Genomic DNA, 17,808 nt, shown 5'->3' with positions numbered 1-17,808 from the left:
GGAGGCCACGATGAAATTCGACCTGCAAACGACTCCCGTTCCGGACCCGATCGCGGACCCGAACCGCGATCCCGAAGCCGATCCGCTCACGCCGCCGTCGCCGGGGCATCGTCCCGACGAGCCGCAGCATCCGGACGCGCCGCCCGACAAAGACCCGATCCGGCGCTTCTGAGCGCCGCTCAAAGCCGTCGCCCGGACGCGCTCCGGGTATCCCCGCCCTGTATCCGCCGCTCTGCCTGCCGTAAAGGAGGCATGCGGCGGCGCGCGCCGCCGCATCGTCCAGAAACGTCGGACCGACGTAGACATCGCGAGCGCACACATGAAAAGAATGACGTTGAACAGGAAGCTCGGCTCGCTGGTCGCCGTGCTGTGGATCGGCCTGATCGCCATTGGCGGGATCGGGGCGTGGCAAAACCGGTCGTCGATGATCGACGACCGCAAGGAACAGTTGAAATCGCTCGTCGGCGAGGCGCACGCAATCGTTTCGCACTACGCGGCGCTCGCCGCCAACAAGACGCTCACGGACGAGCAGGCGAAAAAGCAGGCGCTCGACGCGGTCGGCGCGATTCGCTATGGCGCGGACGGCTATCTCTCGATCAACGATTCGCACCCGACGATGGTCATGCATCCGATCAAGCCCGCGATGATCGGCCAGGACCTGTCCACGTACACGGACCCGGCGGGCAACCGGCTTTTCGTCGATATCGTGAAGGCGGGCGACCAGTCGGGCGGCGGCTTCGTCAACTATCTGTGGGCGAAGCCGGGAAGCGAGAAGCCCGTCGCGAAGCTCTCGTACTCGCAGCGCTTTGCGCCGTGGGACTGGTACATCGTCACCGGCATGTACATGGACGATGTGCAAGCCGCGTTCTATTCGAGCGCGCTGCGCTGGCTCGCGATCACGGCGCTGCTCGGCGCGGCGGCGACGGCGGCGATGCTCGTCGTCGTGCGCAGCATCCGGCGCAATCTCGGCGGCGAACTGGAACTCGCGGTGGACGCGGCGCACCGCATCGCGCAAGGCGATCTGACGGCAGCGGTGAACGTGCATCCCGACGACGAAACGAGCCTGCTCCACGCGCTCTCGACGATGCAGCGCGGGCTCGTCGCCACCGTTTCGCGCGTGCGCAACGGCACCGAGAACATCAACGTGGGCGCGTCCGAAATCGCGGCGGGCAATACCGATCTGTCGCAGCGCACCGAGGAACAGGCGGCGGCGCTCGTGCAGACGGCGTCGAGCATGGACCAGATGACGGCCAACGTGAAGAACAACGCGCAAAGCGCGGCGCAGGCCGCGCGCCTCGCGCAGCAGGCGGCGGACGTGGCGACGCGCGGCAGCGGCGTCGTGGGCGAAGTCATCGACACGATGACGCGCATCACCGCGAGTTCGCAGCAAATCGGCGACATCATCGGCGTGATCGACGGCATCGCGTTCCAGACGAACATTCTCGCGCTCAACGCGGCCGTCGAAGCGGCGCGCGCGGGCGAACAGGGACGCGGCTTCGCGGTCGTCGCGGCGGAAGTGCGCAGCCTCGCGCAACGCTCGGCGAGCGCGGCCAAGGAAATCAAGGCGCTCATCGAAACGTCGACGCAGACGGTCGGGCTTGGCGCATCGCTCGTGTCGAACGCCGGCACGACGATGAGCGAGATCGTGCAGTCCGTGCGGCGCGTGAACGAGATTCTCGACGAGATCAGCGACGCCTCGCGCGAGCAGAGCGAGGGCATCGAGCAGGTGAATCGCGCGGTCGTCGAAATGGATCAGGTGACGCAGCAGAACGCGGCGCTCGTGGAAGAGGCCGCGGCTGCCGCGCATTCGCTGAAGGATCAGGTGGACGGGCTGCGCGAGGCGATCGGCAGTTTCAGGCTGCCGGCGTAAGGCTCGCGGTTAGACGACGAATTACGCCAGGAATCGCTCGACGAGGCGCGCCCAGTATGCCGCGCCGACCGGCAGGTTCTTGTCGTTGAAGTCGTAGTGCGGGTTGTGGACCATGCAGCCGTCCTCGCCCGCGCCGTTGCCGATGCGCAGGAACGTGCCCGGCCGTTCCTGCAGCATGAACGCGAAGTCCTCGCTGCCCATCAGCAAATCCGCATGGGCGACGACGTTCTCCTCGCCCACCAGTTCGCGCGCCACTTGCGCGGCGAATTCCGTCTCGGCGTCCGAATTGACGACGACCGGATACCCTTCGAGATACTTCACGCTCGCCTTCGCGCCGTAGCTCGCCGCCTGTGATTCGACCAGTTCCCCGATGCGGCGCCTGAGCAGCTCGCGCACCTGCGGGCTGAACGAGCGCACCGAGAGTTCGAGCGTCGCGCGGTTTGGAATGACGTTGTTGACCGTGCCGGCGTGCATCGAGCCGACGGTGACGACGGCGGGCTGCGCCGGATCGACGTTGCGCGCGACGATCGTCTGCAGCGCCATCACGATGCTCGCCGCGACGACGACCGGATCGACCGACAGATGCGGCCGCGCCGCGTGTCCGCCCACGCCTTCGATGTCGATCGACACCTGATCGCCCGCGGCCATGAACGGCCCCTTGCGGAACAGGAACGTGCCCGGCTGCGCGCCCGGATGGTTGTGCACGCCGAAGACGGCATCGCAATGAAAACGCTCGAAAAGGCCCTCTTCGATCATCTTCTGCGCGCCGCTCGGCACGCCATGCTCTTCCGCCGGCTGAAAGTACAGGTGCACCGTGCCGTTGAAGCGCCGCGTGCGCGCGAGATGGCGCGCCGCGCCGAGCAGCATGGTCGTGTGGCCGTCGTGACCGCACGCGTGCATCTTGCCGTGCGCTTCGCTCGCGTAGGGCTTGCCCGTCTGCTCGACGATCGGCAGCGCGTCCATGTCCGCGCGCAAGCCGATGCTCTTCGCGCCCCCGCCCGCCTTCAACGTGCCGACGACGCCCGTGCCGCCCACGCCGCGCGTCACCTGCCAGCCCCATTCCTCGAGCTTCCCGGCGACGAGCGCGGCGGTGCGCGTCTCCTCGTAGGACAGCTCGGGATGGCGGTGGATGTCGTGGCGGATGTCGCGCAGCGAATGCGCGTCGTCGGAGAGATCGGCGATTTCGGTGTAGCGGTGGTCGGACGAAGCGTTCGTCATGGGAAAAAGCCCTGGCTGGGTTGAAACAGGCGGCGCGGCTGGCCTCGCGCGCGCCTCGCGGAAAAGGCGCACATGATCCTCCAGTCGCGCGCCGTGTGCCAGTTCCGCCGCGCCCGCGTGTGCTTTTTTTGCACGCGCGCCGCGCAGCGCCCGATGAATGGCTCCCCCAGCTTTTATGAAATGGCTCTGAGCGCAAGGGCCAAATCTCACTATAGTCGGCTCTGGATCGCGGCCCGGCCACGAACAGACACACTAAAGGAGACTTCCCGTGAACGCCCCTCTCAAGAATGCCGATCTGCAAACCCGCAAGAATGCCGCGACGCCGCGCGGCGTCGGCGTGATGTGCGACTTCTACGCGGCGCGCGCCGAGAACGCGGAATTGTGGGACGTCGAAGGCCGGCGCTTCATCGACTTCGCGGCGGGCATCGCGGTCTGCAATACGGGGCATCGTCATCCGAAGATCGTCGAGGCCATTCGCGCGCAACTCGACTGCTTCACGCACACCGCGTATCAGGTCGTGCCGTATGAGTCGTATGTGTCGCTCGCGGAAAAGATCAGCGCGCGCGCGCCGGGCGACCACGCGAAGAAGGCCGCGTTCTTTACGACGGGCGCGGAAGCCGTCGAGAACGCCGTGAAAATCGCGCGCGCGGCGACCGGCCGGCCCGCCGTCATCGCGTTCGCGGGCGGCTTTCATGGCCGCACGCTGATGGGCATGGCGCTCACCGGCAAAGTCGCGCCGTACAAGATCGGGTTCGGGCCGTTCCCGTCGGACGTCTATCACGCGCCGTTTCCGAATGCGCTGCATGGCGTGTCCGTCGATGACTCGCTGCGCGCCATCGAGCATCTCTTCAAGGCCGATGTCGAAGCGCGGCGCGTCGCGGCCATCATCTTCGAGCCGGTGCAGGGCGAAGGCGGCTTCAATCCCGCGCCCGTCGAATTCGTGCGCGGCCTGCGCCGGATCTGCGACGAGCACGGCATCCTGCTCATCGCCGACGAAGTGCAAACCGGCTTCGCGCGCACCGGCAAGCTCTTCGCGATGGAGCACTACGGCGTGGCGCCCGATCTCATGACGATCGCCAAAAGTCTCGCGGGCGGCATGCCGCTGTCGGGCGTCGTGGGCCGCGCGGACGTGATGGACGCCGCCGCGCCCGGCGGACTCGGCGGCACGTATGCGGGCAATCCGCTCGCGGTGGCGGCGGCGCACGCGGTCCTCGACATCATCGACGGCGAGCGGCTGTGCGAGCGCGCCGTCGCGCTCGGCGACGCGCTCAAGGCGAAGCTCGACGCGCTCAGGCGCGAGGTGCCGCAGATCGCCGATGTGCGCGGTCCCGGCGCGATGGTCGCGGTCGAGTTATGCAAACCCGGCACGCGCGAAGCCGACGCCGATTACGCGAAGCGCGTCCAGGCGCGCGCGCTCGAACGCGGCCTGTTGCTGCTCGTGTGCGGCGTGTACGGCAACGTCGTGCGGTTCCTCTTTCCGCTCACCATCCAGCAGGACGTGTTCGACGAAGCGCTGGCCATTCTCGAAGACGTGCTGACGGAAACCGTCGACGCGGCGGCCTGAGGGCGCGACATGAGCCTGCGCGATCAACTGAACGATCCGGCGCTGCTGCGCCACGACGCCTTCATCGACGGCGAATGGCAGCAAGCCGAGGACGGCGCGACGCTCGACGTGCGCGATCCGGCCAATGGCGAGACGCTCGGCCACGTCCCGAAGATGGGCGCGGGCGAAACGCGGCGCGCCATCGAAGCCGCGAATGCCGCGTGGCCCGGCTGGCGCAAAAAGACGGCGAAGGAGCGCGCGGCCATCATGCGCCGCTGGTACGAACTGATGCTCGCGAACGCCGACGATCTCGCGCTCATTCTCACGTCCGAGCAAGGCAAGCCGCTCGCCGAAGCGAAGGGCGATATCGCGTATGCGGCCTCGTTCATCGAATGGTTCGCGGAGGAAGGCAAGCGCGTCGCGGGCGATACGCTCGCCACGCCCGCTGCCGACAAGCGCATCGTCGTGACGAAGGAGCCGATCGGCGTGTGCGCCGCCATCACGCCGTGGAATTTCCCCGCCGCGATGATCACGCGCAAGGTCGGCCCGGCGCTCGCGGCGGGCTGTCCGATCGTCGTGAAGCCGGCCGAGGCCACGCCCTTCTCCGCTTTCGCGCTCGCGGTCCTCGCCGAGCGCGCGGGCGTGCCGAAGGGCGTGCTGAGCGTCGTGACCGGCGACCCGAAAGCCATCGGCGGCGAGATGACGGGCAATCCGATCGTGCGCAAGCTCTCGTTCACCGGATCGACGGCGGTCGGGCGTCTTCTCATGGCGCAAAGCGCGCCGACCGTCAAGAAAGTGACGCTGGAACTGGGCGGCAATGCGCCGTTCATCGTATTCGACGACGCCGATCTCGACGCCGCCGTCGAAGGCGCGATTGCGTCGAAGTATCGCAACAGCGGACAGACTTGCGTCTGCACGAACCGCTTCTACGTCCACGAACGCGTGTACGACGCCTTCGCGCAGAAGATGGCCGCGGCAGTCGGCGCGCTCAAGGTCGGGCGCGGCACGGAAAGCGGCGTCGCGCTCGGACCGCTGATCGACGAAGCCGCGGTGCGCAAGGTCGAAACGCATATCGGCGACGCGCTCGCCAAAGGCGCGTCCGTGGCCGTCGGCGGCAAGCGGCACGCGCTCGGGCACGGCTTCTTCGAGCCGACCGTGCTCGCGGGCGTCACGTCCGACATGAAGATTGCGAAGGAAGAAACCTTCGGGCCGGTCGCGCCGCTCTTCAAATTTTCCTCCGATGACGAAGCCATCCGGCTCGCGAACGACACCGAATTCGGACTGGCGGCGTACTTCTACAGCCGCGACATCGGCCGCGTGTGGCGCGTGGCCGAGGCGCTCGAATACGGCATGGTCGGCATCAACACCGGACTGATCTCGAACGAAGTCGCGCCGTTCGGCGGCGTCAAGCAGTCCGGGCTGGGCCGCGAAGGTTCGCATTACGGCATCGACGATTACCTCGTCGTCAAGTATCTGTGCGTCGCGGTGTAGTGCGGGCTCGATGCCGGACGTGGCTCACTGCGCCGCGTTCGGCGCGTTCACCGGCGTCACCTTGACAGCCGCCGCCGAGACGAAGACCGCGTGAACCGTATCGCCCTTTTTCAGTTTCTGCGACGCGAAGTCCGGCGACATGTCGAGCGTCTCGGTGCGCCACGGACCGCGCAGCGTGATCGTGCGGCGCTTTTTGTCGATATTCTCGACCGTCGCGAGAACCTCGACCTGACGCGATGAATCGAAACCGCTCGCGCCGCCCGGCCCCGACGCCGGCGTGAGCGTCTGCGTATCGACGCGCTTGCGAATGCCCGCGCCCGTCACCCGTTCGGCGGTTACGAGCAGCGCGTTTTTGTACAGCACATCCACTTTGTCGCCGACGCGAAGCTGATCGAAGTTCGTCACTTCCTTGCTGACGATGACCGTCGCGTCGCGGTGCGGACCGTGCACCGTCACCATGCGGCTCGACGGATCGATGCCCGTGATCGTCGCCTGTACGTGGACGGGCGGCGCCGAGGCAATGACCTGCTGCGCTTCCTTGCTCAAATCGTCGTTGCCTTGCGCCGATGCCGCGCTCATCGCCGCGGCGAGCACGGTCATCGGGAGAATCGAAAGTGCGCGCTGTTTCATGTTCATGCTTGTCCGCTCCTTGCCGATATCTGAACGAAATCTGCACTGCCAAGCATTCAATATCACGGAGTCGGGAGGCTGAGAATCGAATCGCGCTATGCGTTCGCCCCGGCTGAGAGAAATGTCCGATGGAACGTCGAAAATCGTCAATCGCACGCCATCTTCGGCGAGCCGCGCCGCGCGCGGCGCGATCTGCGGTGAACCGGTAGAATCGGCTGCTTGGCGGCACGCCGGCTGAACGCGTTGCCGCCCTTCCCTTCCATTCCACGACAATCATCTTGCATGGGCCGAAGCCGGGCGCGGAATCGCCGGCTCCGGCCGACAGGGGCGCTATGCGACGTTCCGCATTCTTTATCCGCTTCATCGGTATCGGAGTTCTGTTTCATCTCTACGTGGGCGTGCGGCTGATTCCCGACGCGCCCGTCGGCATTGCACTGAAGGTGCTCGCGGCGCTGTTGCTCGTTGCGTCGCTCGTCCTGATCCCGCTCGGGATGATGGCGCGCAATATCGAGCAGCAGCCGTTGTCGGACCGGCTCGCGTGGCTCGGGCTGACCGCGCTGGGCTTTTTCTCATCCCTGCTCGTGCTGACGTTCGCGCGTGATTTGCTGCTTTTAGGCGTGCATCTCGCCGATTGGCTGCGCGGCACGCCGATCGGCTCGCCGAGACTCGTCGCGCAGAGCGCGCTCGGCGTGCCGTTTCTGGCCGTCGTGCTGTCGGCGGTCGGCTTCTATAACGCGCGGCGGCGCGCGCCGGTGGTGAGCGTGGACGTGCCTATCGACGGCCTGCCCGCCGCGCTCGAAGGATTCACCATCGTGCAGATTAGCGACATCCACGTCGGCCCGACGATCAAGCGGCCTTACGTGGAGCGCATCGTCGCGGCGGTGAACGGGCTAGCGCCGGACGTGATCGCCGTCACGGGCGATGTCGTCGACGGCGCGGTGCCGCATCTCGCGGACCACACGCGCCCGCTTTCGGGCTTGCGCGCACGGCACGGCACGTTCCTCGTCACCGGCAACCACGAGTACTACTCTGGCGCGGACAAGTGGATCGCGGAGTTCCGGCGGCTCGGGCTGACCGTCCTGCTGAACCAGCACGTCGTGCTTGACCACGACGGCGCGCGAGCCGTGATTGCCGGCGTGACCGATTACGGCGCGGGCAGTTTCGATCCGGCGCATCGCAGCGATCCCGCGAAAGCCATCGACGGCGCTCCCGCCGACGCCGCGGTGCGCGTGCTGCTCGCGCACCAGCCGCGCAGCGCGCCCGCAGCCGCCGAAGCCGGCTTCTCGTTGCAGCTTTCCGGTCATACGCACGGCGGCCAGTTCGTGCCGTGGAATTTCTTCGTGCGATTGCAGCAGCCGTTCGTCGCCGGACTCGTCAAGTTCAACGGACTGTGGGTCTATACGAGCCGAGGCACGGGATATTGGGGGCCGCCTAAGCGACTTGGCGCACCGTCGGAAATTACGCGGGTTCGGCTTGTCGCCGGGGTGGTCTGAGGAGGGAAGCGCTGAGGAAGTGGACGCGCGTCGATGGCGCGCGTCCGGCGCTCGGGGAAAGCGCGACGTCCGGACACGGGAATGAACGGACGCCCTTCATTGGCGAGCGGGAAATCCCGCCAACGAAGTGACGACAAGTTAAAGCAATGGCGAACCGCTCGCCACACGATATTTCTTAAACCGTATCCCTGCCGTCGTTGCGCGCGATTATTGCAACGGACTCCGAAGGTTGTCTGCGCACTGCCAGCGATTCATCGCGCTTACGCAAGCGCCTTCAGCACCTGAGCCGTCGAACGAATCCGTCCGATGCGGGGAAAAATGAACCGGCATGTCGACGCGTGCGGCTCCGTGTGCAGATCGGTCATGGCGTCATCGACGAAAATTTGCTGATAGCCATGCTCGTAGGCAGCGCGCGCGGTCGTATCCACGCCGATCGACGTTGCAATGCCGCCAAGCACGATAGTGTCGATACCGCGCCGCCGCAATTGCAGGTCGAGGTCAGTGCCGTAGAACGCGCCCCACTGCCGCTTCGTGATGACGATGTCCGACGCGCCCGCGCCCAGTTCCGCGCAGCTGTCGCTCCAGCCGGCCGGCTCCGCCGTCTCCTGCGCGCGGGCAGCATCGGTGACGGGCCGCAGGCCGCCGGGAGCGCCCGGAAATGCAACCTTGACCAGCACAACCAGCGCATTGCGCGCACGGAAACCGTCCGCCAGGGCGCGCGCGTTGGCGAGGACGCTCGCGGCGCTGTTCGGTTGCAGCGGCATCGCGACGATGCCCGCCTGGAGATCGATCAGCACGAGCGCGGTCTTGCGCGCATCGAGTTGAAGTTCGGGAGCGCTCATTGAAGGCGGTCGATCATGTTTGCCGGAAGACGAGGGCCGTGCCGTTGATGCAGTAGCGCAGGCCGGTGGGTTTGGGTCCGTCGTCGAAGACATGACCCAGATGACCGCCGCAGCGACGGCAATGGACTTCGTTCGGCAACATCACGGATGACGCGCTCGCGTCGGTGGCGACGGCGCCGTCGAGCGGTTTCCAGAAGCTCGGCCAGCCGGTGCCGCTATCGAACTTCGCGTTGGACGCGAATAGCGGCAGACCACAGCCCGCGCATGCGAACGTGCCGTTTCGCGCTTCCGCCAGCAGCGGACTGCTGAATGGCGGCTCGGTGGCGCCGCGTCGCAGCACGCGATATTGCTCCGTCGACAGGCGCCGCCGCCAGTGCGTTCGGCTGTGTTCGATCTCGTAAGACGTAAGAAGGCCCGAACGCGTTTCGGCCATCGAGCCGCGCCACGGAGCGGCGCCGCCCGCGAGCGTGGCCGCCATTGCGCCGAGAAAATTGCGTTTCGTGCGTCTGATGATTTTCATCGGATGAACGCCATCTGTTTTCTCGTCGCGCCGGCCGGGGCCGCGTCATGCCTTGAGGCGGTATCCCGTTCTGAAAATCCACGCGACAATCGCGACGAAGATCGCGAGGAACACGACCGTCATCGCAAGGCTCGTGCCGACCTGCACGTCCGCGAGGCCGTAGAAACTCCAGCGAAATCCGCTGATGAGATACACCACCGGGTTGAACAGCGCGACCGTCTTCCAGAACGGCGGCAGGATATTGATCGAGTAGAAGCTGCCGCCAAGAAACGTCAGCGGCGTGACGATCAGAAGCGGAATGATCTGAAGCTTCTCGAAGCCGTCCGCCCATATGCCGATGATGAACCCGAGCAGGCTGAACGTCACCGATGTGAGCAGCAGAAAGAAGATCATCCACACCGGATGATCGATGCGCAGCGGCACGAAAAGCCGCGCCGTCGCGAGAATGATGAGCCCGAGGATGATCGATTTCGTCGCCGCCGCGCCGACATAGCTCACGACGAGTTCGAGATACGAGACCGGTGCCGAGAGCAGTTCGTAGATCGTGCCCGTGAATCGCGGGAAGTAGATGCCGAACGACGCATTCGCGATGCTTTGCGTGAGAAGCGACAGCATGACGAGGCCCGGCACGATGAACGCGCCGTAGCTGATGCCGTCGACTTGCGGAATGCGCGTGCCGATAGCCGCGCCGAAGACGACGAAATAGAGCGACGTGGAGATGACGGGCGACACGATGCTTTGCATGAGCGTGCGCCCGGCGCGCGCCATTTCGAAGCGGTAGATTGCGCGAACAGCGTGTAGATTCATTTGGCTTCCCTGACGAGACTCACGAAGATGTCTTCGAGAGAACTTTGCGTCGTTTGCAAATCTTTGAAGCGCACGCCGGCTTCATCGACATGGCGCAAAAGCGCAATGATGCGACCCGGCTCGTCATGCGCGTCGTAGGTATAAGTCAGCTCGCTGCCGTTGCCCGACAGCGCGAGGCCATATGGCGCGAGCGGCGCGGGAATGGCGGCGAGCGCATGTTCGAGCTGCAGCGTGAGCTTCTTCTGGCCGAGCTTGCGCATCAGTTCGGCTTTCTCCTCGACGAGCACGATCTCGCCGCGATTGATCACGCCGATCCGGTCCGCCATTTCCTCGGCTTCCTCGATGTAGTGCGTCGTCAGAATGATGGTGACGCCCTTCGCTTGCAGCGAGCGCACGAGGTTCCACATGTCGCGCCGCAGTTCGACATCGACGCCGGCCGTGGGCTCGTCGAGAAAGAGGATGTCCGGCTCGTGCGCGAGCGCCTTCGCGATCAGCACGCGCCGCTTCATGCCGCCCGAGAGCGTCATGATCTTGTTGTCCTTTTTGCCCCACAGCGACAGCGACTTGAGCACGCTCTCGATATGCGCCGGGTTCGGCGCACGCCCGAAGAGACCCCGGCTGAACGAGACGGTGGCCCAGACGGTTTCGAAGGCGTCGGTCGTGAGTTCCTGCGGCACGAGGCCGATCATCGCGCGGGCGGCGCGATAGTCGGTGAGGATATCGTGGCCCGCCACGGTGATTTTCCCGTGGCTCGGATTCACGATGCCGCAGACGGTGGAGATGAGCGTCGTCTTGCCCGCCCCGTTCGGGCCGAGCAGCGCGAAAATTTCGCCGCGCCTGATCTCCAGGTTCACGTCCTTGAGCGCGGAAAACCCCGACGCGTAGGTCTTGGAAAGGTTCGAAATGTTGATGATGTTCGGCATGGCGTGGACGATAGCAGATACCGCGCGAATCGGCTCGATCCGAAAGGTGTAGTCCGAACGGCCGATGTTCGCGGCGCGACGCGCTGCCTACAATACGTCGACTCGATGCACCTTCATGCCATAGGAGCCGTCATGCTGTTCGAACACATCCAGACCGCGTGCCTCAACGACGCCGATCTGCCGTGGGTGCCCTTCACGCCCTACAGCGAGCATGTGCTCGTCAAGTACTTCAAGCTCGATCCCATTCGCGGCGAGACCATCGCGCTTCTCAAAGCGCCGGCCAAAGGTCAGATGCCGCGGCATCGGCATACGGGCACGGTCATCGTCTATACCGTCGAGGGGCGCTGGAAGTACCGCGAGCACGAGTGGATCGCGGAGAAAGGAAGCATCGTGTATGAAACGGCGGGGTCGAGTCACACGCCCGAGGCGGTCGCGCCGGTCGCGGGCGAGGAAACCATCGTCACCCTCAACATCATTCAGGGCGAACTCGTTTTCGTCGACGAAAGCGGACGCACGCTCGCAACCGAGAACTGGCGCACCGGATGGGATCGGTACGCCGCGCACTGCCGCGCGCTGGGCCTCACGCCGAGAGACCTGACGGCGTTCGGCTAGCGCGCGGCCTTGCTTCAGGGCTTGACGTAGAGGGCGTCGAGCGCGTCCGAGTAGGCGCGCACATTCGCTTCGTGAAGCGGGTCCAGCGTGCGCAGAAAGGCTTGCGCGGTGGCGCGGTAGGCGTCGAAATTCGTGTCGTGCCGCTGAAACGCGCTGCGCAGCGCGCGGCCGCCATCTTCGCAGTCGAAGCCTTCGTAGCGGTAGCCGCAATCGCCGATCAGGTGCGAGTTGTGAATGAGCGGATAGCCGCCGTGGAGCGCCTCGTAATACAGATAGTTCTGCGCGTTTTCCCAATGATGACTGACGACGGCATCCACCTCGCGCGGCACGATTTGCGCGAACGGAAACCGCGCCTCGAACGAAGCGAGACTATGCCTCACGATATCCAGATTGCGCGCGAACTCCACGAACGTCGGCTGCTCCTTGAGCTTGGCCGTGCCGTAGACGCGCACCCCATCGATCACGTTCGGGTCGGCCCTGTGCGCGCACTCGCAACTGAGCATCGGCACATAGCTCGTCTTCACCATCGAGACGTTCGGCTCGAAGATGCCGATGCGCCAGCGCCGCTTGCCCGGCTGATAACCGAATGCAAGACCTTCGGGCAGATTGCGGGCGTCTTTCTCCAGGAGCATCGGGCTCCAGATGTGCGGCACGATCGTCACCGGGGCGCGGCCGAGCGCGCGAAAGTACGGCTTGCAGGAGCGCTCGTATTCCGGCAGCGTCCACACGGCGTCGTAGGGAACCTGCGGCACCAGTCCCGCCGGCGGCAGCGAAAAGATCATGCGCTCGATGTCGAGCACGTAGTCGTTGCCCACGCGCATCGAGACGATCTTGCCGCCGCGTTCGCGAAACTTGAGCACCCACTCGCGATCCACCTGCGCGTGCAGCTCGATCATGACGTCGAGGCGCCCGAGCGCCGATTCCGGCTCGATGATCGGCGCGGGCGCATCGGCCATGAAGCGCTTCGCATCCTCGCGTGTGCCGTCGCCGCTCGCGACGATATACACGGCCTCCACGCGCGGGGAGCGGGCAAGCAACTGAATGAGGAACAACGCATTCTGCGCGATGCCGCTCTCGAACATCGACTGACCGGCGCCGCGCACATAGACGGACACGCCGACGCGCAGGCGGCGCGGCGCGGTTTTCTTGCTGCTACTGTTGAGCGAGCTCATTGTGCGGCGCTCCCGTTCGGGCGATTCCAGAGATGCATGAGACGTTGCGCGTAGGCTTCGAGGTTGGCTTGACTGAACGGATTCACGGCTTCGATCACGCGGCGGCCGCGCTCACGGTAGTCGTCGAGAGCGGCGTCGTGTTCTCGTTGCGCGCGCAGCAATTGCCGCGCGCCTTCCTGCACGTCGAAGTCGGGATAGTAATAGCCGGCGTCCTTGATCCACGGCGAGTTGTGTATGAGCGGATAGCCGCCATAGAGCGCGTCGAGGTAAAGGTAATTCTGGTCGTTGGCCCATTGATGCGAAACGATCGCGTCGCCGTGCACCGCCATGAAGCTGACGACGTCGTGGCGGCCTTCGAAGAGCGCGCGATGATCCCGCACGAGGTCGAGCGAGTTCGCCATGTGCAGCAGCGTGGCATGCTCTTTCATGTGGAAGGTGTTGAGCGCCACCATCGACGCGATGCTGCCGTTATCCACGCGATACGCTTCCTCGCAGATCAGCATCGGGATGCTGGAGGTCTTCTGCACGGAGATATTCGGCTCGAAGATGCCGACGCGCAGCGCGCTCGTGCCCGCTTCGGCGCGCGGCCGATAGCCGTACCGATAGCCATGTTGCGCGACGTGCGCAATGCGCGCCTGAAGAAATTGCGGGTGCCAGATATACGGCACTTCGAACACGTCGCAACAATGCAGCGTCCGCATGATCGGCGCCAGTTCCGCGTCTTTATGCAGCAGCCACACTTCGTCGCAGCGGTCGGGGCGCGACATGTGACCCGGCTTTTGGAAGACGGCTGCTTCGGTGAGGCCGAGATACGGCTGCCCAACGACATGAAACACCACCTTGCGTCCGCGCGCGCGCATCAGATCGAGCCAGCCGACATCGAGCGCGCCGCCGAGTTCGACGATCACATCGACGGCATCGGTCGCTTCGCGCATCGTGATGATGCGCAGCCCCTTGTCCGCGATGCCCGCGTCCTGCGGCATCGCGGCGAGCGCGCCGACATCGATCAGTACGACCGACGACACGAAGGGCAAGCGCTGAAACAGTTCCGCCAGGAAAACGATGTTCTGCCCCATGCCGTTGGACCAGACGCTTTGCCCTTCATAACTCGCCATTGAAATGCCGATTCTCATTGACACCACTTTCAATACTCCGAAAAGACGCTGCCGCCGACACGCGGCGCGTACCCGAACCATGATTCGAGACAATGACCGGAATGCCGAACGACGCGACGATTGAAACAGTTGGGCGGGCCGAAGCGAAGACGAAAAGCCGTGAAGCGTGAACGGCAACCGGTGAAAGGCTTGCCTGGCGCGGAATGCGACGACGGCCGCTGAACGGCGCGGCATTCTATCAATTGGCCGTCGGCGGCCGCTCGATCAACTGAGTGTAGGTCAAACTTTCGGAAATATCGCAAGGCAGAACGACGCAGCACGACGCAGCACGCCGGCGGGCAGCGTGCGGATCGGCTGGTTAGAATCGGACGTCGACAACCAAGAGGAGCAAAGCATGAGCATTCAGACCGTCGGTATCGTCGGGGCGGGAACGATGGGCAACGGCATCGCGCAAGTCGCAGCCGTCGCGGGGTTCAGGGTCGTATTGATCGACGTTACCGACGCCGCGCTCGCAAAGGGCGTCGCCACGCTCACGAACAGCCTCGAGCGGCTCGTCTCGAAGGACAAGCTCGACGCATCGGCGCGCGATGCCGCCATCGCCCGGATCGAGACGGCGACCGATTACGCGCGGCTGTCGGCGGCGGATATCGTGATCGAGGCCGCGACCGAGAACGTCGAACTCAAGCAGCGCATCCTCAAGCAGATCGAGGCGGCGGCGCGGCCCGATGCGATCGTCGCGTCGAACACGTCGTCCATTTCGATTACCGCGCTCGCCGCGACGCTCGCGCAGCCCGAGCGTTTCATCGGCATGCACTTCTTCAATCCGGTGCCGCTCCTGCAACTAGTCGAAGTGATTCGCGGCGTGCAGACGAGCGACGAAACCGCCGCCGCCGTGCGCGCGCTCACCGAAAAGCTCGACAAATCGCCCATCGGCGTGCGCAATTCGCCGGGGTTCGTCGTCAACCGCATTCTCGTGCCGATGATCAACGAGGCGTTCTTCGTGCTTTACGAGGGCGTCGCGACGGCCGAGGAAATCGATACGGGCATGAAGCTCGGCGCGAATCACCCCATCGGTCCGCTCGCGCTCGCGGACCTGATCGGTCTCGACGTGTGCCTCTCCGTGATGGACGTGTTCCTCAAGGACTTCGGCGACTCGAAGTACCGCGCGTGTCCGCTGCTGCGCGAACTGGTCGCGGCCGGGCGGCTCGGACGCAAGACGAAGCACGGCGTGTATCGCTACGACTAGGGCGGGCGACGGCATGTTGTCGGCGGAAGAACTCGCGCTGCTGGAAGCGATTCGCGCGACCGGCAGCCTGTCGCGCGCGGCGGCGCGGCTCGGCAAGGCGCCGTCGACGGTCTCGCACGCGGCGCGTCAACTCGAGGCGCGCTTCGACGCGCTGCTGTTCGACCGGCGGCAGTATCGGCTGCAACTGACGCCCGCCGGCCATCTTCTCGCCGATGAAGCCGCCCGCCTGATGCTCGACGTGTCGCGGCTCACGCAGCGCGTGAAGCAGATCGCAAGCGGCTGGGAGGACCGGCTGTGGATCGTCTGCGACGAGATTCTGGAATTCGAAACGCTGCTGCCGCTCGTGCAGGCCTTCGATGCATTCGGCTCGGGCGTCACGCTGCGCATCACGCACGAAATCCTGAGCGGCACATGGGAAGCCTTGCGCGACGGCCGCGCGGATCTGATCGTCGGCGCGACCAACGAGCCGCCCGCCATTCCCGGCCTGCGCTGGTTCGAACTGGGCGCGATGGAATGGGTGTTCGCGGTGGCGTCGCGCCATCCACTCGCGAATGCGAAAGAACCGCTCCTGCGCGAGCATCTCGCCGCGCATCGGGCGGTCGTCGTGGCGGATTCGTCGCGCGCGCCGGCGGGTCGCGGATATGGCGTCGTCGGCGGGCAGGCGGTGCTTGCCGTGCCCAGCATGCGGGCGAAGATTCTTGCGCAGCGGCAGGGACTCGGCACGGGCTGGGTGCCGCGGCATCGCGCGGCGGGGCTTTTGAAGCGCGGCGAACTCGTGGAAAAGGCAACCGCCGATCCGCGCGAGCCGAACGTGCTTTACGTCGCGTGGCGCGGCGACCACGAAGGAGGCGCGCTGCAATGGTGGATCGAGCAGTTGCGCGAGCCGCGCCTGGCGAAACGCCTCGTCGAAGGCATCGACGTTGCGCCGTAGCGCGCTGTCGAGCGCGGGCCTCCTCGCGGAGACGTTCTTGTGAATCCGGCGCGGCGACTCGGCGATGTCGCGCTTCGCCGAAGGTTAAAGCATTGGCAAGACACGCGAAGTTCACACTTCGCGTCTTTCCATGATCGGCGCGAACGGACGAAAATTCGCGCCGTTTGTTTCGGGATCGCGTACTCCGCGCTCATCGATTGAGGAGCAGCGTCGCGACCTTGTCCGAATGCGTCTGCCGTGCGATGTCGCCGGCGGTCATGCCGCGGTCGTCGCGCAGATCGCGGTTCGCGCCGCGCGCGAGCAGCATCGATGCGGTTTGCGCCTGATCGTAACCTGCCGCCCACATGAGCGCCGTCAGGTGATTGCGATAAACCGCGTTGACATCGACGCCTGCATCGAGCAGACGCTGGACGACCGTCGTGTACCCGCGCCCCGCCGCATACTCGATCGCCGTCTTGCCGACGCGATCGGTCGCCGCCGTGTCCGCGCGATGCGCGAGCAGCAGCGCGGCGAGGTCGTCGTTGCCGTCGAACGCCGCCGCGATCAACGGCGTGATGCCCTGCACGTCGGCCTGATTCACGTTCGCGCCGCGTTCGATCAGCATGCGCGCCATCGGCGTCGCGCCCTTCTTGCACGCGCTGATGAGCGGCGTGTCGCCGATGCGATTGCGCGAATCGATCGACGCGCCTTCGTCGAGCAGGCGCATGACCGCGTTCTGATCGCCGCTGCGCGCCGCCGCGAGCAGGTGTTCGTTGCGCGCATAGGCGTCGTCGTCGGCGTGCGCGGCGGCAGACATCGCGCACAACGCCAGCGCGATGGCCGCCCACGCGCTATTGAAGATTCGCGACATAGTTTGCGAGGTTCTCGATGTCCGCATCGGACAGATTCTTGGTCACGCTCGTCATGTTGCCCGCGTCGTTCGTGCGCTTCTTCGCGCGGAAATCCTGCAACTGCTTGACGATGTACGCGTACTGCTGCCCCGCCACGCGCGGTATCTCGTTCTGGCCCGCGAAGCCGCCGAGATGACACATCGTGCACAGCAGTTCCTCGGACTTCTTGCGGCCCGCCTCGACCTTCACCGGGTCCGCCTTGAAATCGGTCGCGACGGGTTTTTGCGCGGCGAAGTAGTCGGCGAGATCGTGCATGTCGTCCGGTGTAAGGTTCGCGGCCATCGGCGACATGCGCGGGTCGCTGCGGCGTCCCGCCTTGAAGTCGCGCAGTTCGAGGTAGATGTAGCGCGCAGTCTGGCCGGCAAGCGATGGATAGTCGCCCGTCGTCGAATTGCCGTTGAGCCCGTGGCACGCGCTGCACACGGCGGCCTTCGCCGCGCCCGCCTGCGCGTCGGCGCGAGCGGGCGAAGGCATCGACAAGACGAGACAGCAGACGAGCCACACC

General features: G+C 65.4%; 18 protein-coding genes. 8 read left to right on the top strand and 10 right to left on the bottom strand.

The features are described from left to right. The first annotated feature begins 10 nt into the window (after positions 1-10). Both LDZ27_RS15790 and LDZ27_RS15785 read left to right on the top strand, forming a co-directional pair. Positions 11-172, top strand: a complete 162-nt coding sequence (locus tag LDZ27_RS15790) for a hypothetical protein (protein WP_244816917.1) — start codon at positions 11-13, stop codon at positions 170-172. A 156-nt stretch (positions 173-328) separates the two neighbouring features. After that, complete coding sequence (locus tag LDZ27_RS15785) at positions 329-1,870, top strand: methyl-accepting chemotaxis protein (protein ID WP_304657616.1); 1,542 nt, start codon at positions 329-331, stop codon at positions 1,868-1,870. A 21-nt stretch (positions 1,871-1,891) separates the two neighbouring features. On the opposite strand, the gene LDZ27_RS15780 is transcribed toward LDZ27_RS15785, so the two are convergent. After that, positions 1,892-3,088 (bottom strand): M20 aminoacylase family protein, encoded by a 1,197-nt coding sequence (locus LDZ27_RS15780; protein WP_244816915.1) that lies wholly within the window; start codon positions 3,086-3,088, stop codon positions 1,892-1,894. A 340-nt stretch (positions 3,089-3,428) separates the two neighbouring features. On the opposite strand from LDZ27_RS15780, the gene gabT reads away from it, so the two are divergent. Beyond that, the gene (gabT, locus tag LDZ27_RS15775) at positions 3,429-4,652 is read left to right on the top strand and encodes a 4-aminobutyrate--2-oxoglutarate transaminase (protein ID WP_244817297.1); all 1,224 of its coding nucleotides are present in this window, start codon (positions 3,429-3,431) and stop codon (positions 4,650-4,652) included. A gap of 9 nt (positions 4,653-4,661) precedes the next feature. Beyond that, complete coding sequence (locus LDZ27_RS15770; RefSeq protein ID WP_244816914.1) at positions 4,662-6,122, top strand: NAD-dependent succinate-semialdehyde dehydrogenase; 1,461 nt, start codon at positions 4,662-4,664, stop codon at positions 6,120-6,122. A gap of 24 nt (positions 6,123-6,146) precedes the next feature. Here LDZ27_RS15770 and LDZ27_RS15765 read toward each other — a convergent pair whose 3' ends face one another. After that, the gene (locus tag LDZ27_RS15765; protein WP_244816913.1) at positions 6,147-6,758 is read right to left on the bottom strand and encodes a hypothetical protein; all 612 of its coding nucleotides are present in this window, start codon (positions 6,756-6,758) and stop codon (positions 6,147-6,149) included. Between the two features lie 326 nt (positions 6,759-7,084). Here LDZ27_RS15765 and LDZ27_RS15760 point away from each other — a divergent pair, with 326 nt between their 5' ends. Beyond that, positions 7,085-8,245 (top strand): metallophosphoesterase, encoded by a 1,161-nt coding sequence (locus LDZ27_RS15760; protein ID WP_244816912.1) that lies wholly within the window; start codon positions 7,085-7,087, stop codon positions 8,243-8,245. A 260-nt stretch (positions 8,246-8,505) separates the two neighbouring features. On the opposite strand, the gene LDZ27_RS15755 is transcribed toward LDZ27_RS15760, so the two are convergent. Genes LDZ27_RS15755 through LDZ27_RS15740 form a run of 4 tightly spaced genes read right to left on the bottom strand, consistent with a single transcriptional unit; the run spans position 8,506 to position 11,337 of the window. Next, positions 8,506-9,087: a hydrolase gene (locus LDZ27_RS15755; RefSeq protein ID WP_244816911.1), complete on the bottom strand. Its 582-nt coding sequence runs from the start codon at positions 9,085-9,087 to the stop codon at positions 8,506-8,508. Between the two features lie 13 nt (positions 9,088-9,100). Continuing rightward, positions 9,101-9,607, bottom strand: coding sequence for a peptide-methionine (R)-S-oxide reductase MsrB (msrB, locus tag LDZ27_RS15750; protein WP_244816910.1), 507 nt, complete (start codon positions 9,605-9,607; stop codon positions 9,101-9,103). Between the two features lie 45 nt (positions 9,608-9,652). Further along, a complete protein-coding gene (locus LDZ27_RS15745) occupies positions 9,653-10,414 on the bottom strand; it encodes an ABC transporter permease (RefSeq protein ID WP_244816909.1) in 762 nt (253 codons plus the stop codon). After that, the gene (locus tag LDZ27_RS15740; RefSeq protein WP_244816908.1) at positions 10,411-11,337 is read right to left on the bottom strand and encodes an ABC transporter ATP-binding protein; all 927 of its coding nucleotides are present in this window, start codon (positions 11,335-11,337) and stop codon (positions 10,411-10,413) included. The genes LDZ27_RS15745 and LDZ27_RS15740 overlap by 4 nt, the downstream gene beginning before the upstream one ends. A 132-nt stretch (positions 11,338-11,469) precedes the next feature. On the opposite strand from LDZ27_RS15740, the gene LDZ27_RS15735 reads away from it, so the two are divergent. Then, positions 11,470-11,949 carry a 2,4'-dihydroxyacetophenone dioxygenase family protein gene (locus LDZ27_RS15735; RefSeq protein WP_244816907.1) on the top strand — a complete coding sequence of 160 codons (480 nt, stop codon included), beginning with the start codon at positions 11,470-11,472 and terminating at the stop codon, positions 11,947-11,949. Between the two features lie 14 nt (positions 11,950-11,963). On the opposite strand, the gene LDZ27_RS15730 is transcribed toward LDZ27_RS15735, so the two are convergent. Both LDZ27_RS15730 and LDZ27_RS15725 read right to left on the bottom strand, forming a co-directional pair. After that, complete coding sequence (locus tag LDZ27_RS15730; RefSeq protein ID WP_244816906.1) at positions 11,964-13,121, bottom strand: DUF2827 domain-containing protein; 1,158 nt, start codon at positions 13,119-13,121, stop codon at positions 11,964-11,966. Continuing rightward, complete coding sequence (locus LDZ27_RS15725) at positions 13,118-14,254, bottom strand: DUF2827 domain-containing protein (protein ID WP_244816905.1); 1,137 nt, start codon at positions 14,252-14,254, stop codon at positions 13,118-13,120. The genes LDZ27_RS15730 and LDZ27_RS15725 overlap by 4 nt, the downstream gene beginning before the upstream one ends. 376 nt (positions 14,255-14,630) lie before the next feature. Here LDZ27_RS15725 and LDZ27_RS15720 point away from each other — a divergent pair, with 376 nt between their 5' ends. After that, positions 14,631-15,482: a 3-hydroxybutyryl-CoA dehydrogenase gene (locus tag LDZ27_RS15720; protein ID WP_244816904.1), complete on the top strand. Its 852-nt coding sequence runs from the start codon at positions 14,631-14,633 to the stop codon at positions 15,480-15,482. 13 nt (positions 15,483-15,495) lie between these two features. Further along, on the top strand, positions 15,496-16,413 hold the full coding sequence (locus tag LDZ27_RS15715) for a LysR family transcriptional regulator (RefSeq protein WP_244816903.1): 918 nt from the start codon (positions 15,496-15,498) through the stop codon (positions 16,411-16,413). A gap of 190 nt (positions 16,414-16,603) precedes the next feature. Here LDZ27_RS15715 and LDZ27_RS15710 read toward each other — a convergent pair whose 3' ends face one another. Then, positions 16,604-17,263 (bottom strand): ankyrin repeat domain-containing protein, encoded by a 660-nt coding sequence (locus LDZ27_RS15710; protein WP_370653434.1) that lies wholly within the window; start codon positions 17,261-17,263, stop codon positions 16,604-16,606. After that, positions 17,244-17,777 (bottom strand): cytochrome c, encoded by a 534-nt coding sequence (locus LDZ27_RS15705; RefSeq protein ID WP_244817295.1) that lies wholly within the window; start codon positions 17,775-17,777, stop codon positions 17,244-17,246. The genes LDZ27_RS15710 and LDZ27_RS15705 overlap by 20 nt, the downstream gene beginning before the upstream one ends. Between the last annotated feature and the right edge of the window lie 31 nt (positions 17,778-17,808).

This window comes from Caballeronia sp. Lep1P3 (assembly GCF_022879595.1).
In the GTDB taxonomy this organism is placed as follows: domain Bacteria; phylum Pseudomonadota; class Gammaproteobacteria; order Burkholderiales; family Burkholderiaceae; genus Caballeronia.
This window is presented reverse-complemented; position numbering and strand designations above follow the sequence as displayed.